The organism is Klebsiella sp. 10982, from assembly GCF_048589245.1.
GTDB classification, from domain to species: Bacteria; Pseudomonadota; Gammaproteobacteria; order Enterobacterales; family Enterobacteriaceae; genus Klebsiella; species Klebsiella quasivariicola.
Genome location: NZ_JBMAXV010000009.1, coordinates 97,353 through 121,948, shown reverse-complemented (window position 1 = coordinate 121,948; position 24,596 = coordinate 97,353). Strand labels below are relative to the sequence as shown.

Sequence of the window (24,596 nt, the reverse complement as noted above, 5' to 3'; positions counted from 1 at the left end):
GTGAAGATCTGCTTAATTGATGAAACAGGCGCCGGTGACGGCGCCTTATCTGTTTTAGCCGCCCGCTGGGGGCTGGAGCAGGATGACGATAACCTGATGGCGCTGGTGCTGACGGCGGAGCATCTGGAGCTGCGCAAGCGCGATGAGCCCAAGCTTGGCGGCATCTTTGTCGATTTCGTCGGCGGGGCGATGGCTCATCGCCGCAAGTTTGGCGGCGGCCGCGGTGAAGCGGTGGCTAAAGCGGTGGGCATCAAAGGCGATTATCTGCCGGATGTGGTTGACGCCACCGCCGGCCTTGGGCGCGATGCCTTTGTGCTGGCGTCGGTCGGCTGTCGCGTGCGGATGCTGGAGCGCAATCCGGTGGTCGCTGCGCTGCTCGATGATGGCCTGGCGCGCGGCTATGCTGACGCGGAAATCGGCGGCTGGCTGCAGGAACGGCTGCAGCTGATCCATGCCTCCAGCCTGACGGCGCTGACCGATATCACCCCGCGCCCGCAGGTGGTGTATCTCGATCCGATGTTCCCGCATAAGCAGAAAAGCGCGCTGGTGAAGAAAGAGATGCGCGTCTTTCAGTCGCTGGTGGGGCCGGATTTAGACGCCGATGGCCTGCTGGCCCCGGCGCGCCAGCTGGCAACTAAACGGGTGGTGGTGAAGCGCCCGGATTACGCGCCGCCGCTGGCAGAGGTCGCCACGCCGAACGCGGTAGTGACCAAAGGGCATCGGTTTGATATCTACGCCGGTACGCCGGAGTAATATTACGCCGTGGTGGTATCTCCCGGATGGCGGCGCAACGCGCCTTATCCGGGCTACCGAATTGTCGCCCGGCTCAGCGTAGCGCAAGCCGGGAACCGCAATATCTTAACAAACGGCGCCAGCGCGGATCGGCCATCTTAAACGGTTACTCGGTGCCAGCCGGGGTATTAATCATCCGGTTCAGCCACGGCACCATCAGCGCCATCACCACCGTGACGCCCAACGTCACCAGACCAATTTTACTGAACACATTGGTATAGACCGGCAAGGTCTGCAGCGGGTCGGTGATGTTTTCCGGCACCGCGGTGAAGGTTGCTACGTAGCCGCCCAGCAGGAACGCGGCGGCCTGGGTCAGGAACCACATCCCCAGAATAAAGCCCATCAGCCGCTGCGGAACCAGCGCGGCGACCATCGCCAGGCCCAGGGCGCTAATCAGCAGTTCGCCCAGGCTCTGGAACAGATAAACCAGCACGATAAACCATGGCGAGGTGAGCCCCTGGGCGTCGGCGAACCACATCCCTGCCGCCGCGGCGGTGAGAAAGCCCAGCGCGCAGAGGAACATCCCGAGGGTAAATTTCACCGGCATGGTCAGGTCTTTGCCTTTGTGGCCGAGATGGGTGTAGATAGCCGCCAGCACCGGGCTGGCGACCACTACCCAGAAGGGATTCAGCGCCTGGAAGCTGACCGGGTTGATGGTAAAGCCAAGGATCTCATGATGGACGTTGTTGATGGCGAAGAAGTTCAGCGAGGTCGGCATCTGGGCATACAGAATGTAAAACAGCACCGCCTCAATCATCAGGATAAAGGCGACGAACATTTTGTTGCGTCCGGTTTTATCGAGGCGAAACGCCTCACGGAAAAAGAACGCAATAACCACGACCGACAGGACAATCAGCACCAGGTTGGCAATCATCACGTTATGCATCAGCCAGGCGCAGAGAAAAATCATTACCACCGTCCCGGCCAGCACCAGCGCCAGATTGCGCAGGCTGAGGGGGCGATGATCCGGCTCCGAACCAATATCTTTTACCATTCCACGACAGGCGAAGTAGACCAGCAGCGCGATAATCAGCCCCGCACCGCACAGGTTATAGGTCACCGCGTAGCCAAACTTTTCCGCGATCACCGGCGCCAGCGAGAGCGACAGCAGCGACCCGATGTTTATCGACATATAAAACAGGGTGAATGCCCCGTCGAGACGGGCATCCTTCGGCGGATAGCACTTAGAAAGCAGGCTCGCCGGGTTGGCTTTAAACAAACCATTACCGACGGCGATGGTGCCAAGGGCGACAAAGATCAGCTGCGGTTTCAGCAGCGACATCCCGGTCATAAAGTAGCCGATAGCCAGCACAATCGCGCCGAGTATCAGCGTACGTTTGGTCCCCAGCAGATGGTCGCCCACGTAACCGCCAATCGAAATCAGACCGTATACCAATGCCGCGAAGGCGCCAAAGGTGATAAAAGCCTGTTCCTGAGAGAAGCCCAGCTGTTTAACAAAGAAGACCGCGAGGATCCCCTGAACGCCGTAATAGCCAAAACGTTCCCAGAGCTCCACAAAGAAGATCATGAAGAACGGACGAGGTTGCTGGAGCAAGCCCGTAGGTGCAGTTGTATTCATATTCCTTCGCCTTGTTTTACTTTCCCAAAAAGTATGAACGCGTATGCCAGAACGCGCTGAAAATGTCTGATCACTCGCCATGCTGCGGTTATTGGCTTAATGAATAGATTATTATATAGATATTTTGCTGAATAACTGGTTGATCACACTAATTGAATGGCTTATTTGCGGATTGAAGTTCTGTTACGCGTCGGCGGAGGGCAGAAATAAAAAACGCCCGCATTGGGCGGGCGTCTGGCGCGTGGAAAAAGCGAAAATTATTCGTCTTCTTCGTCGCGCAGCGGGACGATCAGCATGTCGACATGAACGGTGTTGATCAGCTGGCGGGCAGAGGACATCAGCTTGCTCCAGAAGTCCTGATGATGGCCGCAGACCACCAGGTCCATATCGTATTTTTTAATCGCATCGACCAGCACCTGGCCGAGGTCGCCGCTGCCGCTCAGGGTCTCGGTGATCGGGTAGCCCGCGTTGGTTGAGAGCTCGGTCAGCGCGTGATGGGTCTCTTCGGAGATGCGTTTCTGCATATCGCCGAGGTTAACGTCAATCAGCCCGGTGTAGAGGTCGGAGTAGTTCACATCCACGTGGATCAGGGAGACTTTCGCGTTATACGGGCGGGCCATAGAAACGGCTTTTTCAACCAGTACTTTACTCTCCGGGGACAGGTCTACTGCAATAAGAATATGTTTGTAAGCCATAGTATTACTCCTTCCATAAGTTTGTCGATGACCATTGGACCTGACAGCTGGCGCTGCCGTTTCGCCCGCGTCCTGCGTGCTACATTCGCGGGAGGGTAGCCTTTAAGGACTTCATTGTTGAAGATATTTCTTACCTTATAGCGCCCCCCGCACTCCGTCAATGCACTGGGTTCACCTAAAAGTTAAACAAATTTATCCGTCTTACGTATTGATAACGAATAACCTTGTGGTAAAAAAATTAATGGATCTCCTACACTATTTAATGAGCCGGTCGGGAAAATAAATGTGATCGGAATCGCACTCTTTACGGTATTGTCGTGGGTTATTTGGGGAGCGGTAGCCGCGGAGGGGTTCTCCGTGGGCGGGTCGCCGGGGAGGAGGTATGATCAGCACTATTGCGCTGTTTTGGGCCCTGTGTGTCGTTTGTGTGGTGAATATGGCACGCTACTTCTCATCGTTGCGTGCATTATTGGTTGTGCTACGTGGTTGCGATCCCTTGCTCTATCAGTACGTCGATGGCGGCGGCTTTTTTACCTCGCACGGGCAGCCCAGCAAACAGATGCGGCTGGTGTGGTATATCTATGCCCAGCGCTACCGTGACCATCACGATGATGAATTTATTCGTCGCTGCGAACGTGTCCGTCGCCAGTTTATCCTGACCAGCGCCCTGTGCGGTCTGGTGGTGGTGAGCCTGATTGCGCTGATGATCTGGCACTAACGACATCTTCGGATAAAAAAACGGGCCAGCAAGCTGACCCGTTTTGATCGAATGACGTTTAAATCAGTTTCAGGGAGAGCCAGTAAAGGACGCCTGAAAGGATAATCGCTGCCGGCAGGGTCAGTACCCAGGCCATCAGAATGCTGGTCACCGTCTTTTTCTGCAGACCACCGCCATCCACCAGCATCGTCCCCGCAACAGAGGAGGAGAGCACGTGGGTGGTAGAAACCGGCATCCCGGTGTAGCTCGCCAGACCGATAGAGACTGCGGCGGTCATCTGGGCCGACATCCCCTGGGCATAGGTCATGCCTTTCTTACCAATCTTCTCACCGATGGTGGTCGCCACGCGGCGCCAGCCGATCATGGTGCCGATACCCAGCGCCAGCGCGACCGCCATAATAATCCAGATTGGCGCGTACTCGATGGTGCTCAGCATGTCGGTTTTCAGTTTCTTCAGCAGACGCTGGTCGTCAGCGCTCACGTCCGGCAGCTTCGCCACTTTGTCGGTGGTGTCGGAGATGCAGAGCATGATGCGACGCAGCTGGCCGCGCTGTTCCGGTTTTAGCGACTCGTAGTTCTCAACGCCGGTCAGCATGATTTTCACGCGGTCAAGAGCGTTGATGGTGTTCGCCGGATGGCAGTGGAACTCGCCGTTGGCCGCGGTATTGGTATCCGGAGAAGGAACCAGCTGATCGACACCGGTGGCTTTTTTCAGCAGTTCAGGGCGCTGCTGGAAGAAGGTTTCCACGTTGTTGACCGCATCGCGGGTACGGGTGATTTCGTAACCAGAGGCATTCATATTCACCACGAAGCCCGCCGGCGCGACGCCAATCAGTACCAGCATCACCAGACCAATGCCTTTCTGCCCATCGTTAGCGCCGTGAGAGAACGACACGCCGATAGCAGAGAGGATCAGTGCGATACGGGTCCAGAACGGCGGCTTTTTCTTGCCGTCTTTCTTTTCACGTTCCGCGGGAGTCAGGTGGATACGTGCCCGTTTTTTGGTTCCGCTCCAGTAGCGACGCAGCAGGAAAATCAGGCCGCCCGCGATCACCAGGCCGACGATGGGCGAGATGATAAGCGAAGCAAAAATACCGATGACTTTCGGGATATTCAGCGCATCAACCACGGAGGTGCCGGTCATCAGCGCGTTGGTTAAACCAATGCCGATGATGGCGCCAATCAGGGTATGAGAACTGGAGGCCGGAAGACCGAAGTACCAGGTGCCGAGGTTCCAGATGATTGCCGCCAGCAGCATAGAGAACACCATGGCGAGGCCATGCGCGGAACCCATGTTAAGCAGCAGATCGGTCGGCAGCATATGCACGATGGCATAGGCTACGCTGAGACCACCCAGCAGAACGCCGAAGAAGTTGAAGAGCGCTGCCATCGCTACCGCGAGCTGCGACCGCATGGCGCGAGTGTAGATAACCGTAGCTACCGCGTTTGCGGTATCATGGAAACCGTTAATCGCTTCGTAGAACAGTACAAAAGCTAAAGCAAGCAATAATAATAGTCCGGTATGTAAATCCAGACCGGCAAATAAATGTAGCATAGGACGTTACGCCATTTTGAGGACATGAACGCGGCGCATTATCAGTGACTTTAGCGGCGCGGGCAAAGTGAAATATAGACTTTTTTTGATTTTCTTCCTGTTTAGGTTTTACCCTGTTGGGAGTAATCCTATATCTTTCAATGATGTATCTAATGCGGGATTTTTCCCGCTGGTGTGACCAGAGTGAAATATTTACAAAACCCGACAATTGGGGAACGAGGAATGCGGTGTGGAAAGGTTTGATGCCATTGTTGTTGGCGCCGGAGCGGCGGGAATGTTTTGCGCAGCGCAGGCGGGCCAGCTCGGCTGCCGCGTCCTGCTGCTCGATAATGGCAAAAAGCCGGGGCGAAAAATTCTGATGTCCGGCGGCGGCCGCTGCAACTTTACCAACATGTATGTTGAGCCCGCAGCGTATCTCAGCCAAAACCCGCATTTTTGCAAATCTGCGCTGGCGCGCTACACCCAGTGGGACTTTATCGAGCTGGTCGGTAAATATGGCATTGCCTGGCACGAGAAAACCCTCGGCCAGCTGTTTTGTGATGATTCGGCGGAGCAAATCGTCAATCTGCTGCTGGCGGAATGCGAAAAGGGCGGTGTGCAGATCCGTCTGCGCAGCGAAATCCTCAGCGTGGAGCGCGATGAACAAGGCTACCGGCTACAGGTGAACGGCGAAACGCTGATGACCAAAAAGCTGGTGATCGCCTCCGGCGGTCTGTCGATGCCAGGACTCGGCGCCTCGCCGTTTGGCTATAAAGTCGCCGAGCAGTTCGGCCTGAAGGTGCTGCCGACCCGCGCGGGACTGGTGCCGTTTACCCTGCATAAGCCGCTGCTCGAGCAGCTGCAGGTGCTTTCTGGCGTCTCGGTGCCTTCTACCATTACCGCCGAGAACGGCACCCTGTTCCGCGAGAACCTGCTCTTTACCCACCGCGGTCTTTCCGGGCCGGCAGTGCTGCAAATTTCCAGCTACTGGCAGCCCGGCGAGTTCGTCACCGTCAATCTGCTACCGGACTGCAATCTTGAGGACTTCCTTAACGAGCAGCGCAGCGCGCATCCCAACCAGAGCCTGAAGAACACCCTGGCGATGCAGTTGCCGAAGCGGCTGGTGGAGTGTCTGCAGCAGCTGGGACAAATACCTGATGTGACGCTCAAGCAACTTAACGTTCGCGATCAGCAGGCGCTGGTGGAGACGTTAACCGCCTGGCGCGTGCAGCCGAACGGCACCGAAGGTTACCGGACGGCGGAGGTGACCCTCGGCGGCGTCGACACCAACGAGCTCTCGTCGCGTACCATGGAAGCGCGTAAGGCGCCGGGTCTCTACTTTATCGGCGAAGTGATGGACGTCACCGGCTGGCTCGGTGGGTATAACTTCCAGTGGGCGTGGTCAAGCGCCTGGGCCTGTGCGCAGGCGCTGGTGGAAGGGTAATCTACGCGTCCGGGCGCCCTGGTGCCCGGACGTATATGATCAGTTCAACCCAAGAAAATACTGGGCGATTTTGAAATAGATAATCAGCCCGGTGCCGTCAATCAGCGTGGCGATAAACGGCGCGGAAACCACCGCCGGGTCGATGCCGATCCGCTTAAGCACCATCGGAATGACCGAGGAGACGATCGCGCTCCACAGGGTAATGCACACCAGCGTCAGGCTAACGATCAGCGTGATTTCCATGCCAATCCCCATCATCCACGCGCGCAGGCAGCCCGCCAGCCCCAGGGTCAGGGCAATCAGAAATGAGGTCGACACCTCTTTGCGGATCACCCGTCCCATATCGCGCAGTCGCACTTCCCCCAGCGCCATCGAGCGCACCAGCGTCGAGGTGATTTGCGTTCCGCTGTTGCCGCCGGTGCCGATCAGCAGCGGAATAAAGAAGGCCAGCGCGATGGCCGATTCCAGCGCCTCTTCGAAATGCTGCAGCACGCTGCTGGTATAGGCTTCGGCCACGAACAGCAGCAGCAGCCACACCGAGCGCTTCTTCCACAGCGTCCAGGGGCTGATTTCCAGGTACGGTTTTTCCAGCGGCAGCGTCGCCCCCTGCAGCTGGGCGTCTTCGGTGACGTCGTCCTCCAGCAGATGGGCAATTTCTTTTTCCATCAGGCAGCCGACCAGCTCGCCTTTATCGACGACGGGTACCAGATCGAGGCCGCGCTCGCTGAGCTCGGCAATCACCTGCGGGCGCTCATCGCCAGGTTTAACGCGGAACAGGCAGCTGTCCATCAGGTAGCGAATAGACTGGCCTACCTCTGCCTCCTGCAATAGTTTTTTGACTGATAAGCTGCCGCGCAGCTTGTTACCGGCGACGACAAATACCTGGCCGGGAATATCATCGCTGGCCAGCTGGGAGATAAAGTGCTCCCGCGCCTCATGGACGCTGAGATGTTCCTGCAGCGTAATAAAATCGGTACGCATGTACTGGGCGATCGCATCGCCGTCGAAGCCAGAGGTCGCCTGATGGGCGGCGCAGAGTTGAATGGAAGACATGATTAAAATCCCTATAAAAAATCACTCATAGGGGCGAACAAGACAGGGTTAGCGCAGGCAGATCCCTACGTCCTGGTTTTAGCACTGCATAACGTATCTGAACGGTTATGACCGCCAGAAGTTACCTTGGCAACACCTTGATTCGATGGAAGCCTGTATTTCCCTGAGTGGTCTCTCTCGATACCAACAGGGCGGTAACTTGTATTTATGCAGGAGCCTCGCCATAACGAGATCGTTAAATGAGGCGCCATTATTGGTGAAGCGGGATAATTCACAAAGCGTATAATTTATGTGGTTTATCAACTGTTGATAAACAAACTTCATCAGAATTTGGCTTGACTTCATCTTGTGCTATCATTAGCTTGACTTCAATGGATGAAGTCATGGGGCAGGGCGATGGAGCAGCAGGTTTTATCTTTACGTAATAAACAGCGCCACACGTTGGAGCAACTGTTTAAAACCCCTGTCCCACAGGGCATTAAATGGGCCGACATTGAATCGCTAATTAAAGCGTTAGGCGGGGAGATTAAAAAAGGACGCGGCTCGCGCTGTAAATTTTTGTTGAACCACAGCATTGCCAGCTTTCACAGGCCTCATCCTTCGCCGGATACCGACAAAGGCGCCGTGGAGAGCGTGCGCGATTGGTTAATCACTATAGGGGTAAAACCATGATCAAACCTAAAACGCCAAACTCAATGGAGATTGCCGGCCAGCCTGCCGTTATCAATTACGTGCCTGAGCTCAATGCATTCCGCGGTAAGTTCCTCGGATTATCAGGATATTGCGATTTTGTTTCCGATAGTATTCAAGGGTTACAACAGGAGGGCGAGATATCATTACAGGAGTATCTCGCAGATTGTCATGAAGCGGGGATTGAGCCTTATGCTCACCCGGAAAAGATGAAAACCTTCACGCTGCGCTATCCTGAGTCATTTGGCGAGCGTCTTAGCTCCGCCGCTGCGGAGGAGCAGGTTTCCGTAAATACCTGGATCCTTGAGACGCTCAATGAACGTCTCAAACAGGCTTAAAACAGTATGCAGCAGCTCGCCATCGTTTTAATTTTCATCCGCTAAACACTGCAAATGCCCATGGCGCACGCCGCGCTGGGCAATCACGTCGTCGGCAAAATGCTGTACCTCGGCCATGTCACCTTTCAGCACCGCAATCTCCAGGCAGTCGTCATGACTGATATGCACATGCAGCGTGGCGACGGAGAGATCGTGATGATGATGCTGGGTGGCCACCAGCCGGCTCGCCAGTTCGCGTTTCTCATGTTCATACACATACGACAGAACGGCATACCCGCGCCGTGATTCCGGCGACGGAGGATCCTGGTTGAGGGCGTCGCGCAGAATATCGCGTACCGCCTCCGAACGGTTGTGGTAGCCGCGGCGGGCGCTGAGCGCATCGAGGGCGGCCAGCAGATCATCATCAAGGGTCAGGGTTACGCGCTGCATGGCATGGCCTCGTTAAGCAGAGTGGCAGGAAAAGGGGGGAGCACCGCCTGCTGGAGCGCTTGTCCGGCAGGAGAGCGCAGGCGCAGCGGTAAGCTGACCGTCGCGGTTTCGACGATGCGCCCCTGCTCCATCACCAGCACCCGCTGGCAAAAGCGCTCTACCAGCCGCAGGTCGTGGGTGATGAACAGGCAGGCGGTGTCAAACTGCGCCTGCAGGCGTTTGAGCAGGGCGATAATCTCCGCCTGCAGCAGCAGATCAAGATTCGATACTGCTTCATCCAGGATCAACAGCTGCGGCCGCACCGCCAGGGCACGTGCCAGGCAGACGCGCTGCAGCTGTCCGCCGCTGAGCTGCGCCGGGCGCTTATCGAGCAGCGACGGCGCGAGGTCGACGGCCAGCAGCATCTCTTCCACCCGCCGCGCACGCGCCTCACGCGACAAGCGCAACAGATGGCGCAGCGGCTCGCTGACGATCTCGCGCACCGTTTTACGCGGATTCACCGCGCTGAAGGCATCCTGAAACACCAGCTGAATATCACGGCGGAAGGCGCCGACGGCTTCGCCCTTGAGGGCGGTCAGCGGCGTGCCGCGCCAGGCAATATCGCCGTGCTGCGGCGTTTCCAGACCCACCAGCATCCGTGCCAGAGTGCTTTTCCCACAACCGCTGCGTCCGAGCAGGGCCACCGTTTCGCCGGGGGCGATGGCGAGTTGTATCTCGTGCAGGACTCTGCCGTGGTGAGGGTAATCGTGGTTCACCCCGGTAGCGCTGAGTAGATTCATGGCGTTTTCTCCAGCCCGTACAGCGCCAGATGCGCGGCCAGCAGGCGCTGGCTGAGCGGGTGCCGCGGGGCGCTAAATAGCGTATTCACATCGCAGTGTTCAACGAGACGACCGTTCTCCATGACCGTCACATGATGCGCCAGCCGCGCCACGACGCCCATGTCATGCGTCACCAGCAGCAGACCCAGACCGCGTCTGGCGACAATATCCGCCAGCAGATCGAGGATGCGCGCCTGGGCGATAGCATCGAGATCGGTCGTCGGCTCGTCGGCGATGATAAAGGGCGCGCGGCTGAGCAGGGCGAGAGCGACCATCATCCGCTGCAGCATGCCCCCGCTCATCTCAAAAGGGTAGCGCTTCAGCAGTACGTGCGGATTGTCCAGGCCGACCTCCTCCATCGCTGCCAGCAGCACGGTATCGTTCGCTTCGCGCCCCGCCGCGCGGCAGGTTTCCCGGGCGTGGGCGGCCATGGTCTGCAGCGGGTTAAAGGCGCTGCGCGGATTCTGCATGATGGTGGCGATGGTCGCGCCGCGCAGCTGTTCGCCGTATACCGGAATGCCGTCGAGCAGCACCCGGCCGGCGGTCTGCCTGACGCCGGGCGGCAGCAGGCCCAGCGCGGCGGCGCAGGTCAGCGATTTTCCGCAGCCACTGCTGCCGAGCAGCGCCAGCACCTGCCCGCGGCGCAGGGTGAAGGAGACGTCGCTGACCAGCGGGCGGTCGGCGGCAAGCGAGATCTGTTCCAGTTGGATCTTCTGCGGCATCAGTGGCTATGCTCCGCGATCAGGTGGGGATCGAGGCGATCGCGCAGCGCGTCGCCCAGCAGGTTAAAGGCCATCACGCTAATGAACAGCGCCAGTCCCGGCCAGACCATTTGCAGCGGCTGCGTCCAGATATACTGCCGGGCGTCGTTGATCATCACTCCCCATTCCGCCGTCGGCGCGCTGACGCCGAGGCCGAGGAACGACATGCCGGCCACGTGGAGCATCATATGGCCGATATCCAGCGAGGCGAGCACCAGCAGCGAGGGGATCACCGCCCCGGCCAGGTGGTCGCTGAACAGTCGCCAGCGGCTGGCGCCGCTCAGGCGGGCGGCGAGGATAAACTCACGCTGGCGCAGAGAGACCACCAGGTTACGTACCATTCTGGCGTACCAGGCCCAGTGTGACAGCGCAATGGCGAGGATCACATTGGTCAGCCCGGTGCCCAGCACCCCCACCATAAAGAACGACAGGATCGAGGTTGGAAAGGTCATAAACAATTCGGCGAGGCGCATCAGACCGCGATCGGCGCGGCCGCCCAGCAGCCCGGCGCTGCCGCCGACCGCCAGGCCGATCAGCAGCACCAGCAGCAGACAGGCCATCACCGCCCCCAGCGAAACGCGGGTGGCGGCCAGCAGGCGTGAGAAAATATCCCGGCCAAGATGATCGGTGCCGAGCCAGTGCGCTGCGCCCGGCGGCAGCAGCCGCTGTTGCAGGTCAATCGCCGCCGGATCCCAGGGCAGCCACCAGCCGCTGCCGATGGCGATAACGGCCAGCAGTGCGATGACCAGCATGGCCAGTTTTACCGGCCAGCGAAAGCGTTGTAGCCATCTCATGCGCTCACCTCCTCATGGCGGCGCAGGCGCGGGTCGAGCGCCGCGTTAAGCACATCTACCGCCAGATTAGCCAGCACGAACACCGTCACCATCATCAGGGTAAAGCATTGGATCACCGGGTAATCGCGATTGAAAATCGCGGAAACCGCGTAGCGGCCGACCCCGGGCCAGGCAAAGATATTTTCGATAATCATGGTGCCGCCGATCAGCTCGCCAATGTGCATGCCCATGGCGGTCACCACCGGCAGGGTGGCGTTGCGCAGGATATGTCGGCGCTCCACCTGGCGTGCGCTTAATCCGCGCAGCCGCGCCCACACCACGTGACGCTGACTGGCGGCGTCCAGCATGCTGGCGCGCAGCAGGCGGGCGTTGATCGCCAGCGACATAAAGGCGATGGAGACAGCGGGCAATATCAGGTGCTGCCAGTCGCCATACCCCATCGCCGGGAGCCACTGCAGATGTACGGAAAAGAGCATCACCAGCAGAAAGGCCAGCCAGAAGTTCGGCATTGAGACACCGAGAAAGGCAATCAGCCGTACGACATAGTCCGGCAGGCGATCGCGATGGCGCGCCGCCCAGATGCCCAGCGGCAAGGAGGTGACGAGGATCAGCGCCAGCGCCGCGCCGGTGAGCAGCAGGGTGGCTGGCAGGAAGTGCAGCAGGTCATCCAGTACCGGGCGCTGGGTGGCATAGGAGAGACCGAAATCCAGGTGCAGCGCCCGCCACAGCCAGTGCAGATACTGCATCGCCAGCGGCTGGTTGAGCCCCAGCAGCTCGCGGGTCGAGGCTACCATCTCTTCAGTGGGCGGCAGGTTCGACAGGCGTAAATAATCCAGCGCCGGGTCGCCGGTGCCGAGCCGCAGCAGCAGAAAGATGATGGCGGAGGCGGCGAGCAGCAGCGGGATCAGCAGCAGCAGGCGGCGTAAAATATAGCGTAGCATTATGGCGTTACCGGGTTAATCTGGTCGAAAGGGATCTCGGTAGTCACCGGGGCGAACGGGATCTCCCCGACCTCCTGGTGCGCAACCGACATCAGCGAGACATAGCTGATGGGCAGATACACCGCGTCCTGATGCAGGCGGGTCAGCACATCGTGGTACAGTTTTCTCCGCAGCGCCTCGTCCCCGGTGGTCAACACTTCGCTAATCTCTTTATCAATCAGCGCCTTGTCCGGCAGGCCTCGCTGGGCCTGGTAATCCGCATGCGACGGCACGCGCATCGAGCTTAAAAAGGCATGCGGATCGTAGGGCGCCCCCCAGGTGCGATTGAAGATCATGCCGAAGCGGCCTTCGCGCTGGCGGGCGTAGATGCTGCTCTCCTCCTCGCCCACCAGGGTGACCTGGACGCCGACCTGCCGCAGATTGGCCTGAATAATTTCGGCCATTGATTTAGCCAGCGCGTCGGTGCCGATAAACGCCAGCTCAATTGCCAGCGGTTGCCCGGCTTTTTGTCGCCAGGGCTGGCCTTCCGGCTGCTGCCAGCCGGCCTGCTCCAGCAGGGCGCGGGCTTTTGCCGGATCGTAACGGCGCGGCGTCAGATCCTGCGGCGCGTAGGGGACCGAGGGGGCAAACAGGGTGTCGGCAACCTGCTGGGTGCCGTAGAGCACGCTATCGACGAGGGTCTGTTTGTCGACGGCGTAGTTGAGCGCCTCGCGAACCGCCTGCTCGCGGGTCGGCCCCTGGCTGGTATTTAGCGCCAGCATCACCGTCTCCGCCGGGGCGGACAGACGAGCCACGTAGCCGGGGTGATGGCGAAAACGCTCGAAGGTGTCCAGCGGCAGCAGCCCTTCATCGCCGTAAAGCATATCGATTTCCCCGGTTTCGAACGCCACCGCCCGGCTGGTAGCGTCGGGGATCACCTTGATGGTGATTTGCTGCAGCGCGGGTTTGCGACCCCAGTAGTGTTCATTGCGTACCAGCACATCGCGCTGATTGAGCTGCGAGCTTGCCAGCCGCCACGGGCCGGTGCCGATCGGGGCTTTAATGCCTCTGGCGGTACCGCCATCGATAAACTGCGAGGGGGCGATAAAGCGGAACGGACGGGGCAGGGCCAGCTCTTGTAGTAAGGGCGCGTAGGCGCTTTTCAGGGTGATCTGCAGCTCAGTAGCGCTGAGTGCCCGCACGTCGGTGATCTGATTGGCGAGCTCAAGCCAGGCATGGCGTTGGCGGTTGGCCAGCACAGCCTGGAAATTGGCTACCGCGGCCTGGGCGTTAAACGGTTCGCCATTGGAGAACGTCACATCGTCGCGCAGGGTAAACTGCCAGGTTTTACCATCGGCGGAGTGATGCCAGCGGATCGCCAGCCAGGGCTGTACGCTGCCGTCAGCCTGATACTTCACCAGCGGTTCATAAACCATGCTTTGGGCAAACATCTGGTTGGGTGTATAGAGATGCGGATTGAGCGGGCCGACGTTAACCGGCCAGGCGGTGGTGAGCTGGTGCTGTGCGGCCTGAGCCAGTAAAGGGACGCAGGCAACCAGCGCCAGCAGGGTGAGGCGGATAGTAGACAAGACGGTGATCTCAGCGACAGGAAAGTATGACGATTTTAGTGATTCATCATACTTTGGGAGTAACCTGGATCAATATTGCGCCGGAAAGTATAAGAAAATCGTATCATTGCGCGCGGGCGGCAGGCGCCACCTTATCCCTCAGGGCGCGCGGAACAGCTCCAGCAGCGTGGCCACCTGTTCGTCGATCGGCGCCAGGTCCCGCTTAACGATCAGGTGCAGCGGCGTCGCGCGGCGCGCGCCGTGGCTGAGGGGCAGCCGCTTCAGCACGCCCTGGTCGAGATGGGGGCGAATGCGCTCCTCCGGCAGCCAGCCGAACCCGACCTGATACATCACCGCATCAATGGCGGCGTCAATGGTGGAGAAGGTCCAGGCGTCACGCGTCGCCTGGCCGTCGCCGGTCTGGTCGGCAATGCGCACCAGCGGCCACGGCGCCAGCGCGCTATCCTCCAGCGGCCCGTCGAGCGCGGCGAGAGGATGGTCGCGGTGGGCGACGGCGATGAAATCAATATTCATCAGCCACTCTCCGCGGCCGGTAATATCCTGGCGGCGGGTCAGCACCATCACATCGGCTTCCGTCCGCGCCGCGCTCTCGTCATCAACGTTTTCCAGCACTTCGGTGAGTCTGACCTGGGTCTGCGGATAGCGCTGCTGAAACTGACGCAAAATCGCGAACAGCCGCTGACGCGGGAAAATGCTGTCGACCACCAGATCCAGGCGGGTGCGCGCCCCGTTACGCAGGGTGGCGGCGTGCGTCTCGACGTAGGCAAAAGCCTGCAGCAGCGGTTTGACCTGATTCAGCAGTAGTTCACCCGCGGGAGTGAGCACTGCCCGCCGGCCGGACGGCGCCAGCAGCGCCACGCCTAAGCGCTCCTGCAGCAGCGCGAGGTTATAGCTCACCGATGACTGACTGCGGTTGGTCTCCTCCGCCGCTCTGGCAAAGCTCCCCAATTCCACTACCTTTTCGAGTAACGCCCACTGCTCCAGGGTTGTCTTGTGCATAATCAATCTAAAATTTGGATGTATTTAATCCAAACATAGCGTTATTCATTCATTTTTTAAAGACGTATGCTGTCCTCAACAAAACAGAGGAGAATAAATGATGAGCACTTTCGACAAACATGACCTCAGCGGCTTTATCGGTAAACATCTGGTCTACACCTACGACAACGGCTGGAACTACGAGATTTACGTCAAAAATGGCCACACCCTCGACTACCGTATTCACAGCGGCATCGTCGGCAATCGCTGGGTGAAAGATCAGGAAGCGTACATTGTGCGGGTGGGGGAAAGTATCTACAAAATCTCCTGGACCGAACCGACCGGCACCGACGTTAGCCTGATCGTCAACCTGGGCGACAAACTGTTCCACGGCACCATTTTCTTCCCGCGCTGGATCATGAATAACCCGGAAAAAACCATCTGCTTCCAGAACGAACACATTCCGCTGATGAATTCGTATCGTGATGCCGGCCCGGCCTATCCGACGGAAGTGATTGACGAGTTCGCCACTATCACCTTCATTCGCGACTGTGGCGCCGATAATGACGAGGTCATTAATTGCCCGGCGAGTGAATTACCTGCGGATTTCCCTGCAAATTTGTAATTCAGCAGAAATAAATTTGTGATCTGCGCGAACATTTTGTTATTAAGCGTGACGATCGCTAATGAAAGTATTGTGTGTTGGTTTAAGCCTCGTTTACTTTCCGCTATTGCGTTCCTGTTTTGCTCTCAAAACAGGAACGCTTTCCTGTCATATCCCTGCCATAAAAAACTCCTATCATACTGTTTAGTAATGAGTTATTACTTATTCTGAGAAAATATTAATTTCTTAATATTATCCTAAGCAAGGTCGACTACATTAATAGTGGTCGAAATACCCTGAAATGGAATGCCGCGCTGAACTCACTTCATTTTAATTTCGTTTAAGTCCGCAGGCGCAGGATATTTTATTCTAACGACCCTGATTTGTGCGTGGGTCATCTACAAAACAGGATGATGATGAGCGATTTTTTGCCGTTTTCGCGCCCGTCGATGGGCGACGCAGAGCTGGCTGCGCTGCGTGAAGTTTTAGCGTCGGGCTGGATCACTACCGGACCGAAAAATCAGGCACTTGAAGCGGCATTCTGCCAGCTGACCGGCAACCGCCACGCGATTGCCGTCAGTTCAGCGACCGGCGGGATGCATGTGACCCTGATGGCGCTGGGTATCGGCCCCGGCGATGAAGTCATTACGCCGTCCCAGACCTGGGTCTCCACTCTCAATATGATCTGCCTGCTGGGCGCCACGCCGGTGATGATCGACGTCGATAACGACAATCTGATGATCACCCCTGACGCGGTGGAAGCGGCGATCACTTCGCGTACCAAAGCGATAATTCCTGTGCACTACGCCGGCGCGCCAGCCGACATCGACGCCATTCGCGCGGTGGGCGAGCGCCACGGCCTTCCGGTGATCGAAGACGCCGCCCATGCGGCGGGGACCCACTATAAAGGCCGCCACGTGGGCTGGCAGGGGACCGCCATTTTCTCGTTCCACGCGATCAAAAACATGACCTGCGCCGAAGGCGGGCTGATTGTCACCGACGACGACGAGCTGGCCTCCCGCATCCGCAGCCTGAAATTCCATGGCCTGGGCGTGGACGCCTATGACCGCCAGACCCACGGCCGCGCGCCGCAGGCGGAGGTGATCACCCCGGGCTTTAAGTACAACCTCGCCGACATCAACGCCGCCCTGGCGTTGGTGCAGCTGGAAAAACTGAGCCACGCCAATCAGCGCCGGACGGAAATTGCCCAGCGCTACCTGCGCGAGCTGGCGGACACGCCGTTTACCCCGCTGACCGTCCCGGCATGGGATCACCAGCACGCCTGGCACCTGTTTATCATCCGCGTCGATGAGGCCGCGTGCGGCATCAGCCGCGACGCGCTGATGGAAAAGCTGAAGGCGATGGGCATCGGCACTGGTTTGCACTTTCGTGCGGCTCATACGCAAAAATATTACCGCGAACGCTTCCCTGAGGTTTCCCTGCCGAATACCGAATGGAACAGCGCCCGCATCTGTTCTCTCCCGTTGTTCCCGGACATGACCGATGACGATGTCACTCGCGTTATCTCCGCACTGCGCCAGTTGTCAGGACGTTGATATGCTTACTTACCCTCCCGTGAAGAAGGTCTCGGTGGTTATCCCGGTTTATAACGAACAGGATAGCCTGCCGGAACTGCTTCGTCGTACGGATGCCGCCTGCGCCACGCTGGGGCGGCAATATGAAATTCTGCTGATCGACGATGGCAGCAGCGACGATTCTGCGCGCATGCTGACCGAAGCCGCCGAGGCGGAAGGTAGCCACGTCGTCGCCGTGTTGTTAAACCGTAACTACGGCCAGCACTCGGCGATCATGGCCGGCTTCAGCCATGTGACTGGCGACTTAATCATTACCCTCGACGCCGACCTGCAAAACCCGCCGGAAGAGATCCCGCGGCTGGTGGCGAAGGCTGATGAAGGTTACGACGTGGTGGGCACCGTGCGCCAGAACCGTCAGGACAGCATCTTCCGTAAAACCGCGTCGAAGATGATTAACCGCCTGATCCAGCGCACCACCGGCAAAGCGATGGGCGACTACGGCTGCATGCTGCGCGCTTACCGCCGGCATATTATCGACGCGATGCTCAACTGCCACGAGCGCAGCACCTTTATCCCGATCCTGGCGAATACCTTCGCTCGTCGCGCGGTGGAGATCCCGGTAATGCATGCCGAGCGCGAATTCGGCGACTCCAAATACAGTTTCATGCGTCTGATTAACCTGATGTATGACCTGGTGACCTGTCTGACCACCACGCCGCTGCGTCTGCTCAGCATTTTCGGCAGCGTGATTGCCCTGCTTGGCTTCGCCTTCGGCCTGCTGCTGGTGGTACTGCGTCTGGCCTTCGGCCCACAGTGGGCGGCGGAAGGGGTGTTTATGCTCTTCGCCGTGCTGTTCATGTTTATCGGCGCCCAGTTTGTCGGGATGGGCCTGCTCGGGGAGTATATCGGACGCATCTATAACGACGTGCGTGCGCGTCCCCGCTACTTTATTCAACGTGTTGTTCGCCAGCCGGAAACGGCATCTAAAGAGGAAGATCGTTCATGAAAGCCGTAGTCTTCGCTTATCACGATATGGGTTGCACCGGTATCCAGGCTCTGCTGGACGCCGGGTATGATATCGCTGCTATTTTCACCCACCCGGATAACCCTGGCGAAAACCATTTCTTTGGCTCCGTGGCGCGCCTTGCCGCCGAGCAGGGCATTCCGGTGTGGGCGCCGGAAGACGTGAACCATCCGCTGTGGATTGAACGTATCCGCGAGATGAAGCCGGACGTGCTGTTCTCCTTCTACTACCGCAACCTGCTGGGCGATGAGATCCTCAATCTGGCACCGAAAGGGGCGTTCAACCTGCACGGTTCGCTGCTGCCGAAATATCGTGGCCGTGCGCCGCTGAACTGGGTGCTGGTCAATGGCGAAAGCGAAACCGGCGTGACCCTGCACCGCATGGTTAACCGCGCGGACGCCGGCGATATCGTCGCCCAGCAGACCGTGGCGATTGGCCCGGATGACGCGGCCCTGACGCTGCACCGTAAGCTGTGCGCCGCTGCTACCGAGCTGCTGGGCCAGGCGCTGCCCGCGATCCTCGCCGGCACCACCGATGAACGTCCGCAGGATCACAGCCAGGCGACCTACGTGGGGCGTCGTACCCCGGAAGACGGCCGCCTCGACTGGGAGCAGCCGGCGCAGACTCTGCATAATCTGGTGCGTGCCGTCTCTGACCCGTGGCCAGGCGCCTTCGGCTACGCCGGGGCAAACAAGTTTATCGTCTGGAAATCCCGTGTTCGTCGCGATCTGCCGGCAGCCAAACCGGGGACCGTGATCTCCGTTACGCCGCTGATCGTCGCGTGCCAGGACGGGGCGCTGGAGATTGTCACCGGCCAGACCGAACGCGGCGTGTACATGCAGGGCGCCCAGCTGGCGCAGGCCCTGGGCCTGGTGTCCGGGGCGGTGATCAGCAGCAAACCGGTGGTGGCGATTAAGCGCCGCACCCGCGTGCTGATCCTCGGCGTCAATGGCTTTATCGGTAACCATCTGACCGAACGCCTGCTGCAGGACGACAACTATGAGATTTACGGTCTGGATATCGGCTCCGACGCCATCAGCCGTTTCCTTGACTGCCCGCGTTTCCACTTCGTGGAAGGCGATATCAGTATTCACTCCGAGTGGATCGAGTACCACATTAAGAAATGCGACGTGGTGCTGCCGCTGGTGGCCATCGCCACGCCTATCGAATACACCCGCAACCCGCTGCGCGTGTTCGAACTGGATTTCGAAGAGAACCTGAAGATCATCCGCGACTGCGTAAAATACAATAAGCGCATCATCTTCCCGTCGACCTCGGAAGTGTACGGCATGTGCACCGACAAAAACTTCGACGAAGATAGCTCCAACCTGGTGGTGGGGCCGATCAACAAACAGCGCTGGATCTACTCGGTCTCCAAGCAGCTGCTGGACCGCGTGATCTGGGCCTATGGCGATAAGAACGGCCTGAAGTTCACTCTGTTCCGTCCGTTCAACTGGATGGGGCCGCGCCTGGATAACCTCAACGCCGCGCGTATCGGCAGCTCCCGAGCTATCACCCAGCTGATCCTCAACCTGGTGGAAGGGTCGCCGATCAAGCTCATCGAAGGCGGCAAGCAAAAGCGCTGCTTCACCGATATCAGCGACGGTATCGAAGCGCTGTTCCGCATCATCGAGAACAAAGACGGCCGCTGCGACGGGCAGATCATCAACATCGGCAACCCGGATAACGAAGCGAGCATCAAAGAGCTGGCCGAAATGCTGCTTGCCTGCTTCGAACGCCATCCGCTGCGCGATCGCTTCCCGCCGTTCGCCGGCTTCCGCGAAGTGGAAAGCAGCGATTACTACGGGAAGGGCTACCAGGACGTTGAGCATCGTAAGCCAAGCATCCGCAATGCCAAACGCTGCCTGAACTGGGAGCCGAAGGTCGAGATGGAAGAGACTGTCGAACACACGCTGGACTTCTTCCTGCGTACAGTTGAACTGGTGGACGATAAAAATCCATGAAACAGGTCGGCTTACGCATAGATGTCGATACCTTTCGCGGCACGCGGGACGGCGTTCCGCGGCTGCTGGACCTGCTGGGCCAGCACGGGATCCAGGCAAGCTTCTTCTTCAGCGTCGGGCCGGACAATATGGGGCGCCATCTGTGGCGCCTGATAAAACCGAAGTTTCTGTGGAAGATGCTGCGTTCCAGGGCGGCTTCGCTGTACGGCTGGGATATTCTGCTGGCCGGCACCGCCTGGCCGGGGCGCCGCATCGGCGCGGGTAATGAAGCGGTGATCCGTGCGACCGCCGAGTCTCATGAAGTCGGACTGCATGCCTGGGATCATTACAGCTGGCAGGCGTGGAGCGGTGTCTGGCCGCAGGAACGGCTGACGCTGGAGGTTGAGCGCGGCCTGCTCGAACTGGAACGCATCATCGGCCGCCCGGTCACCTGCTCGGCCGTCGCCGGCTGGCGCGCCGATCAGCGGGTGGTCAAAGCCAAAGAATCCTTCGATTTTCTCTACAACAGCGACTGTCGCGGCACGCGGCCGTTTCTGCCCCAGCTCGGCAGCGGCGTCTCTGGTACCGTGCAGATCCCGGTCACCCTGCCGACCTGGGACGAGGCGGTGGGCACCGCGGTGGATATCGCCGGTTTTAATCGCTACCTGCTGGATTGCATCCATCGCGATGCGGGCGTGCCGGTCTATACCATTCACGCCGAAGTGGAAGGTATTGCCTACGCGGATCAGTTCAATGAACTGCTGACCATGGCGGCGGAAGAAGAAATTCAGTTTTGCCCACTGAGCCAGCTGCTGCCCGCTGACTTTAGCGAGCTGCCGTCCGGCAAAGTGGTTCGGGGTGAACTGGCTGGCCGGGAAGGCTGGCTCGGACGTGAACAATTACTGACTTCGGGTGTTTGATGAAAAGCATTCGCTATGGCGTCTCTCTGATTGCGCTGTTTGCGCTGTATTACCTGCTGCCGCTCAATTTCCGTTTGCTCTGGCAACCCGATGAAACCCGCTACGCGGAGATCAGCCGTGAAATGCTGGCCACCGGCGACTGGGTGGTGCCGCATTTTCTCGGGTTGCGCTACTTCGAAAAGCCGATTGCCGGTTACTGGATCAACAGCATCGGTCAGTGGCTGTTTGGCCATAATAACTTCGGCGTTCGCTTCGGGTCGGTCTTCGCCATCACCATGACCGCCCTGCTGGTAGCCTGGCTGGCGTGGCGCGTCTTTCGCGATAAAAAGGTGGCGGTCCTGTCGCCGGTTATCTTCCTCACTGCGATGCTGGTGTATGCGATTGGCACCTATGCGGTGCTGGACCCGATGATCACCCTGTGGCTGGCGTTGGCGATGTGCAGCTTCTGGGGCGCGACGCAGGCGCAGAGCCGCGGCGGCAAAATACTGGGTTACGTGCTGTTGGGCGTCGCCTGCGGTATGGGGGTGATGACCAAAGGTTTCCTTGCGCTGGCGGTGCCGGTGGTGGGCGTTCTGCCATGGGTGATCGCCCGTAAACGCTGGCGTGAAGTGCTGACCTACGGTTGGCTGGCGGTGGTCGTCTGTACGCTGGTGGTGCTGCCCTGGGGGCTGGCTATCGCCCAGCGCGAGCCGGACTTCTGGCGCTATTTCTTCTGGGTCGAGCATATTCAGCGTTTCGCCGAAAAAGACGCCCAGCATAAAGCGCCATTCTGGTACTACATCCCGTTCCTGATCGCCGGCAGCCTGCCGTGGCTGGCCCTGCTGCCAGGGGCGCTGAAGCGCGGCTGGCGTGAGCGCGATGAGGCCCGCGGCGCGCTGTATCTGCTCGGTTGGGTGGCGATGCCGTTCCTGTTCTTCAGTATTGCTAAAGGCAAACTGCCGACCTATATCCTGCCGTGCTTTGCGCCGCTGTCGATCCTGATGGCCCGCTACGCGCTGGAGGCGGCGAAGACCGGCGCGAAAGCGCTGCGCATCAACGGGATGATCAACCTGGGCTTTGGCCTGCTGGGGCTGATCGCCGTGCTGGTGGTCTCGCCCTGGGGCGTGATGCACAAGCCGGTATGGAGCAAGATTGAGCTGTATAAATGTCTGCTGGCGGCCATCGCCTTCGCCGTCTGGGCGCTGATGGGCTGGTTGGCGATGAAAGACGCTGGCCGCCGCTGGAGCCTCGCCGCGCTCTGTCCGCTCGGCCTGGCGCTGCTGGTGGGCTTCGCCATCCCGGACCGGGTTATCGACAGCAAACAGCCGCAGTTCCTCGTGGATATCGTCAGCGAATCCCTGCAGCCCAGCCGCTACGTCCTGACCAACAACGTCGGGATCGCCGGCGGCCTGGCCTGGGAGCTGAAGCGCAGCGATATTATTATGTTCGACAAACAGGGTGAGCTGAAGTACGGTCTCGACTGGCCGGATGCTCAGGGAAGCTTTGTCAGCCAGGCCGGTTTTGCCGACTGGCTGGCCGCGCACCGTCAGCAGGGGCCGGTCTCGCTGGTGCTGTTGATGGATAAAGGAGAGAGTATGGTCGACTTACCGTTACCGAAACCAGATAACGCCTATGAGCTGGGTCGGGTGGTCTTCCTTCAGTATCTGCCGCAATGAGCGTCTGGATCTGTCTGGTGTTCGCCAGCCTGCTGAGCTGCGCCGGACAACTCTGCCAGAAACAGGCGACCCGCCCGTCCCGTCGCGGACGGCGGAGTCGCCATATACTCTTCTGGCTGGGGATGGCGCTGTTATGCCTGGGCTGCGGCATGCTGCTGTGGCTGAGCGTCCTGCAGTCTATTCCGGTCAGCATCGCCTATCCGATGCTGAGCCTGAATTTCGTCTGGGTTACCCTCGCGGGCTGGGGCATCTGGCATGAGCCGGTCGCTCGCCGCCACTGGTTTGGCGTTGGGTTGATCGTCGTGGGCATCGTCATTCTGGGGACCAGCGTCTGATGGGCTTTCTCTGGGCATTATTCAGCGTCGGCCTCGTCAGCGCCGCGCAGTTGCTGCTGCGCAGCGCCATGGTGGCCTTGCCGCCGCTGACCGATATTATGGCATTTCTCCAGCATCTGCTGCATTTCCAGCCCGGCACCTTCGGCCTGTTTTTCGGCCTGCTGGGCTACCTGCTGTCGATGGTCTGCTGGTACTTTGCCCTCCATCGCCTGCCGCTGTCGAAAGCGTATGCCCTGCTGAGTCTGAGCTATATCCTCGTGTGGGCCGCCGCCATCTGGCTGCCCGGCTGGCATGAGCCGTTCTACTGGCAATCGCTGCTGGGCGTGGCGATCATCGTCGCCGGCGTATTGACCATCTTCTGGCCGGTGAAACGCCGCTAGCCGGGCAGCCGGCTTTTGGGGCGCCCCGGGCCGAGCAGGATCGCCAGCTTACTGCCCCCAACGGTAGTCTCCATCCAGATTTTACAGACGCTGGTTAACGGCACCGAGAGCAGCATGCCTACCGGCCCCAGCAGCCAGCCCCAGACCAGCAACGACAGGAACACCACCAGGGTCGACATTCCCAGCCGATGGCCCATCATGCGCGGCTCCACCATGTTGCCCAGCACCATATGCACCACCAGAAACAGCGCCCCGACCAGCAGACACTCATAGATGCCGCTGAACAGCAGCGCCTGCAGCATCGGGGGGATGGCCGAGATGGCGGAGCCAATGTTCGGCACATAGTTCAGCAAAAACGCCAGCACCCCCCACATCAGGGCGAACTGTACCCCCATCGCCAGCAGCCCCAGCCAGACAATCAGCCCGGTCCACAGGCTAATCAGCGTCTTCAGCGCCAGATAATGGGTGACGCCTTTCAGCGCCCGGTGCAATCCGGCGATATGCAGGCGCGGGTTATTGAGGGCAAAACGCAGTTTGTAGGGCAGGTGGCGAACCTCAAACAGCATAAAGATCACCGTCATCACCAGCAGCACGATGCTGGCCATCGCCCCGGAAAGCTGGGTCATCAGCGTCGTGGCCCAGGTCATCAGCCGTTCTGAATCCATGCGCCGCAGCATCCGCTCCGGATTGATATGCAGATTAAGGAAGGGGAGATACTCCTGGAGCTGGAGGATCTTGCGCGTCAGGGCACGGTTGAAATCGGGCAGCATGGCGACAAAGTCATTGAGCGACGCCGCCAGCACGCCGAGCAGCGCGGTGAGCATCACCAGCATCGCCGTCACCACCAGGGTAATGGCGAAAGGACGCCGCACCCCGCGACGAATGCACCAGGTCACCAGCGGGTTGAGGACAATAGCGAAAAACAGCGCCAGCAGCAGCTGCACCAGAATATCGGCGGCGGCGTGGATCCCGGCGAGGATAATCACTAACGCTGCCAGCTTAAGTAAAATATGGAGCCCGGCTTTATCAGCCTGCGGAGAGGACATAGGTATTCCTTTTTATGAGTCG

General features: G+C 59.2%; 25 protein-coding genes and 1 riboswitch. Of the genes, 13 read left to right on the top strand and 12 right to left on the bottom strand.

Annotation, left to right across the window (positions count from 1 at the left end; all coding sequences use genetic code 11):
* Positions 1 to 753 carry a 16S rRNA (guanine(1516)-N(2))-methyltransferase RsmJ gene (rsmJ, locus tag ACKLKD_RS10530; protein WP_004204942.1) on the top strand — a complete coding sequence of 251 codons (753 nt, stop codon included), beginning with the start codon at positions 1 to 3 and terminating at the stop codon, positions 751 to 753.
* 145 nt (positions 754 to 898) lie between these two features.
* Here the strand turns inward: rsmJ and dtpB are convergent, their stop codons facing one another.
* Complete coding sequence (gene dtpB / locus ACKLKD_RS10525; RefSeq protein WP_087806376.1) at positions 899 to 2,371, bottom strand: dipeptide/tripeptide permease DtpB; 1,473 nt, start codon at positions 2,369 to 2,371, stop codon at positions 899 to 901.
* Between the two features lie 257 nt (positions 2,372 to 2,628).
* A complete protein-coding gene (gene uspA, locus ACKLKD_RS10520; RefSeq protein ID WP_004145166.1) occupies positions 2,629 to 3,066 on the bottom strand; it encodes a universal stress protein UspA in 438 nt (145 codons plus the stop codon).
* Positions 3,067 to 3,448: 382 nt separating this feature from the next.
* On the opposite strand from uspA, the gene uspB reads away from it, so the two are divergent.
* A complete protein-coding gene (uspB, locus tag ACKLKD_RS10515) occupies positions 3,449 to 3,784 on the top strand; it encodes a universal stress protein UspB (RefSeq protein WP_002921203.1) in 336 nt (111 codons plus the stop codon).
* Positions 3,785 to 3,842: 58 nt separating this feature from the next.
* Here uspB and pitA read toward each other — a convergent pair whose 3' ends face one another.
* Positions 3,843 to 5,339 carry an inorganic phosphate transporter PitA gene (pitA, locus tag ACKLKD_RS10510; RefSeq protein ID WP_025710729.1) on the bottom strand — a complete coding sequence of 499 codons (1,497 nt, stop codon included), beginning with the start codon at positions 5,337 to 5,339 and terminating at the stop codon, positions 3,843 to 3,845.
* Between the two features lie 229 nt (positions 5,340 to 5,568).
* On the opposite strand from pitA, the gene ACKLKD_RS10505 reads away from it, so the two are divergent.
* A complete protein-coding gene (locus ACKLKD_RS10505) occupies positions 5,569 to 6,762 on the top strand; it encodes an NAD(P)/FAD-dependent oxidoreductase (RefSeq protein WP_025710730.1) in 1,194 nt (397 codons plus the stop codon).
* 39 nt (positions 6,763 to 6,801) lie between these two features.
* Here ACKLKD_RS10505 and ACKLKD_RS10500 read toward each other — a convergent pair whose 3' ends face one another.
* The gene (locus tag ACKLKD_RS10500) at positions 6,802 to 7,815 is read right to left on the bottom strand and encodes a magnesium transporter (protein ID WP_025710731.1); all 1,014 of its coding nucleotides are present in this window, start codon (positions 7,813 to 7,815) and stop codon (positions 6,802 to 6,804) included.
* Between the two features lie 56 nt (positions 7,816 to 7,871).
* A riboswitch (M-box (ykoK) riboswitch) is annotated at positions 7,872 to 8,053 on the bottom strand.
* Between the two features lie 158 nt (positions 8,054 to 8,211).
* Here ACKLKD_RS10500 and ACKLKD_RS10495 point away from each other — a divergent pair.
* On the top strand, positions 8,212 to 8,487 hold the full coding sequence (locus tag ACKLKD_RS10495; protein ID WP_025710732.1) for a type II toxin-antitoxin system HicA family toxin: 276 nt from the start codon (positions 8,212 to 8,214) through the stop codon (positions 8,485 to 8,487).
* On the top strand, positions 8,484 to 8,843 hold the full coding sequence (locus tag ACKLKD_RS10490; protein WP_004181489.1) for a type II toxin-antitoxin system HicB family antitoxin: 360 nt from the start codon (positions 8,484 to 8,486) through the stop codon (positions 8,841 to 8,843). Before ACKLKD_RS10495 ends, ACKLKD_RS10490 begins: the two co-directional genes overlap by 4 nt.
* 27 nt (positions 8,844 to 8,870) lie before the next feature.
* Here ACKLKD_RS10490 and nikR read toward each other — a convergent pair whose 3' ends face one another.
* The 7 genes from nikR to ACKLKD_RS10455 all read right to left on the bottom strand — a co-directional run bounded on the left by nikR (position 8,871) and on the right by ACKLKD_RS10455 (position 15,153).
* A complete protein-coding gene (gene nikR / locus ACKLKD_RS10485) occupies positions 8,871 to 9,272 on the bottom strand; it encodes a nickel-responsive transcriptional regulator NikR (protein ID WP_004181488.1) in 402 nt (133 codons plus the stop codon).
* The gene (nikE, locus tag ACKLKD_RS10480) at positions 9,260 to 10,051 is read right to left on the bottom strand and encodes a nickel import ATP-binding protein NikE (protein WP_087806374.1); all 792 of its coding nucleotides are present in this window, start codon (positions 10,049 to 10,051) and stop codon (positions 9,260 to 9,262) included. The genes nikR and nikE overlap by 13 nt, the downstream gene beginning before the upstream one ends.
* Positions 10,048 to 10,812: a nickel import ATP-binding protein NikD gene (locus tag ACKLKD_RS10475; protein ID WP_087806372.1), complete on the bottom strand. Its 765-nt coding sequence runs from the start codon at positions 10,810 to 10,812 to the stop codon at positions 10,048 to 10,050. The genes nikE and ACKLKD_RS10475 overlap by 4 nt, the downstream gene beginning before the upstream one ends.
* Complete coding sequence (nikC, locus tag ACKLKD_RS10470) at positions 10,812 to 11,645, bottom strand: nickel ABC transporter permease subunit NikC (protein WP_025710735.1); 834 nt, start codon at positions 11,643 to 11,645, stop codon at positions 10,812 to 10,814. The genes ACKLKD_RS10475 and nikC overlap by 1 nt, the downstream gene beginning before the upstream one ends.
* Positions 11,642 to 12,586, bottom strand: a complete 945-nt coding sequence (nikB, locus tag ACKLKD_RS10465; RefSeq protein ID WP_023285608.1) for a nickel ABC transporter permease subunit NikB — start codon at positions 12,584 to 12,586, stop codon at positions 11,642 to 11,644. Before nikB ends, nikC begins: the two co-directional genes overlap by 4 nt.
* The gene (nikA, locus tag ACKLKD_RS10460) at positions 12,586 to 14,154 is read right to left on the bottom strand and encodes a nickel ABC transporter substrate-binding protein (protein WP_025710736.1); all 1,569 of its coding nucleotides are present in this window, start codon (positions 14,152 to 14,154) and stop codon (positions 12,586 to 12,588) included. The genes nikB and nikA overlap by 1 nt, the downstream gene beginning before the upstream one ends.
* A gap of 138 nt (positions 14,155 to 14,292) precedes the next feature.
* The gene (locus ACKLKD_RS10455) at positions 14,293 to 15,153 is read right to left on the bottom strand and encodes a LysR family transcriptional regulator (RefSeq protein WP_025710737.1); all 861 of its coding nucleotides are present in this window, start codon (positions 15,151 to 15,153) and stop codon (positions 14,293 to 14,295) included.
* A 97-nt stretch (positions 15,154 to 15,250) separates the two neighbouring features.
* On the opposite strand from ACKLKD_RS10455, the gene ACKLKD_RS10450 reads away from it, so the two are divergent.
* The 8 genes from ACKLKD_RS10450 to arnF all read left to right on the top strand — a co-directional run bounded on the left by ACKLKD_RS10450 (position 15,251) and on the right by arnF (position 23,528).
* Positions 15,251 to 15,757, top strand: a complete 507-nt coding sequence (locus tag ACKLKD_RS10450) for a phenolic acid decarboxylase (RefSeq protein ID WP_025710738.1) — start codon at positions 15,251 to 15,253, stop codon at positions 15,755 to 15,757.
* Between the two features lie 395 nt (positions 15,758 to 16,152).
* Positions 16,153 to 17,292: a UDP-4-amino-4-deoxy-L-arabinose aminotransferase gene (gene arnB, locus ACKLKD_RS10445; RefSeq protein WP_025710739.1), complete on the top strand. Its 1,140-nt coding sequence runs from the start codon at positions 16,153 to 16,155 to the stop codon at positions 17,290 to 17,292.
* 1 nt (position 17,293) lies between these two features.
* A complete protein-coding gene (gene arnC / locus ACKLKD_RS10440) occupies positions 17,294 to 18,277 on the top strand; it encodes an undecaprenyl-phosphate 4-deoxy-4-formamido-L-arabinose transferase (RefSeq protein ID WP_002921035.1) in 984 nt (327 codons plus the stop codon).
* Complete coding sequence (gene arnA / locus ACKLKD_RS10435; protein WP_025710740.1) at positions 18,274 to 20,259, top strand: bifunctional UDP-4-amino-4-deoxy-L-arabinose formyltransferase/UDP-glucuronic acid oxidase ArnA; 1,986 nt, start codon at positions 18,274 to 18,276, stop codon at positions 20,257 to 20,259. The genes arnC and arnA overlap by 4 nt, the downstream gene beginning before the upstream one ends.
* The gene (arnD, locus tag ACKLKD_RS10430; protein ID WP_025710741.1) at positions 20,256 to 21,158 is read left to right on the top strand and encodes a 4-deoxy-4-formamido-L-arabinose-phosphoundecaprenol deformylase; all 903 of its coding nucleotides are present in this window, start codon (positions 20,256 to 20,258) and stop codon (positions 21,156 to 21,158) included. Before arnA ends, arnD begins: the two co-directional genes overlap by 4 nt.
* Positions 21,158 to 22,813, top strand: coding sequence for a lipid IV(A) 4-amino-4-deoxy-L-arabinosyltransferase (gene arnT, locus ACKLKD_RS10425; RefSeq protein ID WP_025710742.1), 1,656 nt, complete (start codon positions 21,158 to 21,160; stop codon positions 22,811 to 22,813). Before arnD ends, arnT begins: the two co-directional genes overlap by 1 nt.
* A complete protein-coding gene (gene arnE / locus ACKLKD_RS10420) occupies positions 22,810 to 23,148 on the top strand; it encodes a 4-amino-4-deoxy-L-arabinose-phosphoundecaprenol flippase subunit ArnE (RefSeq protein WP_004202083.1) in 339 nt (112 codons plus the stop codon). Before arnT ends, arnE begins: the two co-directional genes overlap by 4 nt.
* On the top strand, positions 23,148 to 23,528 hold the full coding sequence (gene arnF, locus ACKLKD_RS10415) for a 4-amino-4-deoxy-L-arabinose-phosphoundecaprenol flippase subunit ArnF (protein ID WP_025710743.1): 381 nt from the start codon (positions 23,148 to 23,150) through the stop codon (positions 23,526 to 23,528). The genes arnE and arnF overlap by 1 nt, the downstream gene beginning before the upstream one ends.
* On the opposite strand, the gene ACKLKD_RS10410 is transcribed toward arnF, so the two are convergent.
* Positions 23,525 to 24,574, bottom strand: coding sequence for an AI-2E family transporter (locus ACKLKD_RS10410; RefSeq protein ID WP_025710744.1), 1,050 nt, complete (start codon positions 24,572 to 24,574; stop codon positions 23,525 to 23,527). The two genes, arnF and ACKLKD_RS10410, sit on opposite strands and share 4 nt — an antisense overlap.
* Positions 24,575 to 24,596: the final 22 nt, after the last annotated feature.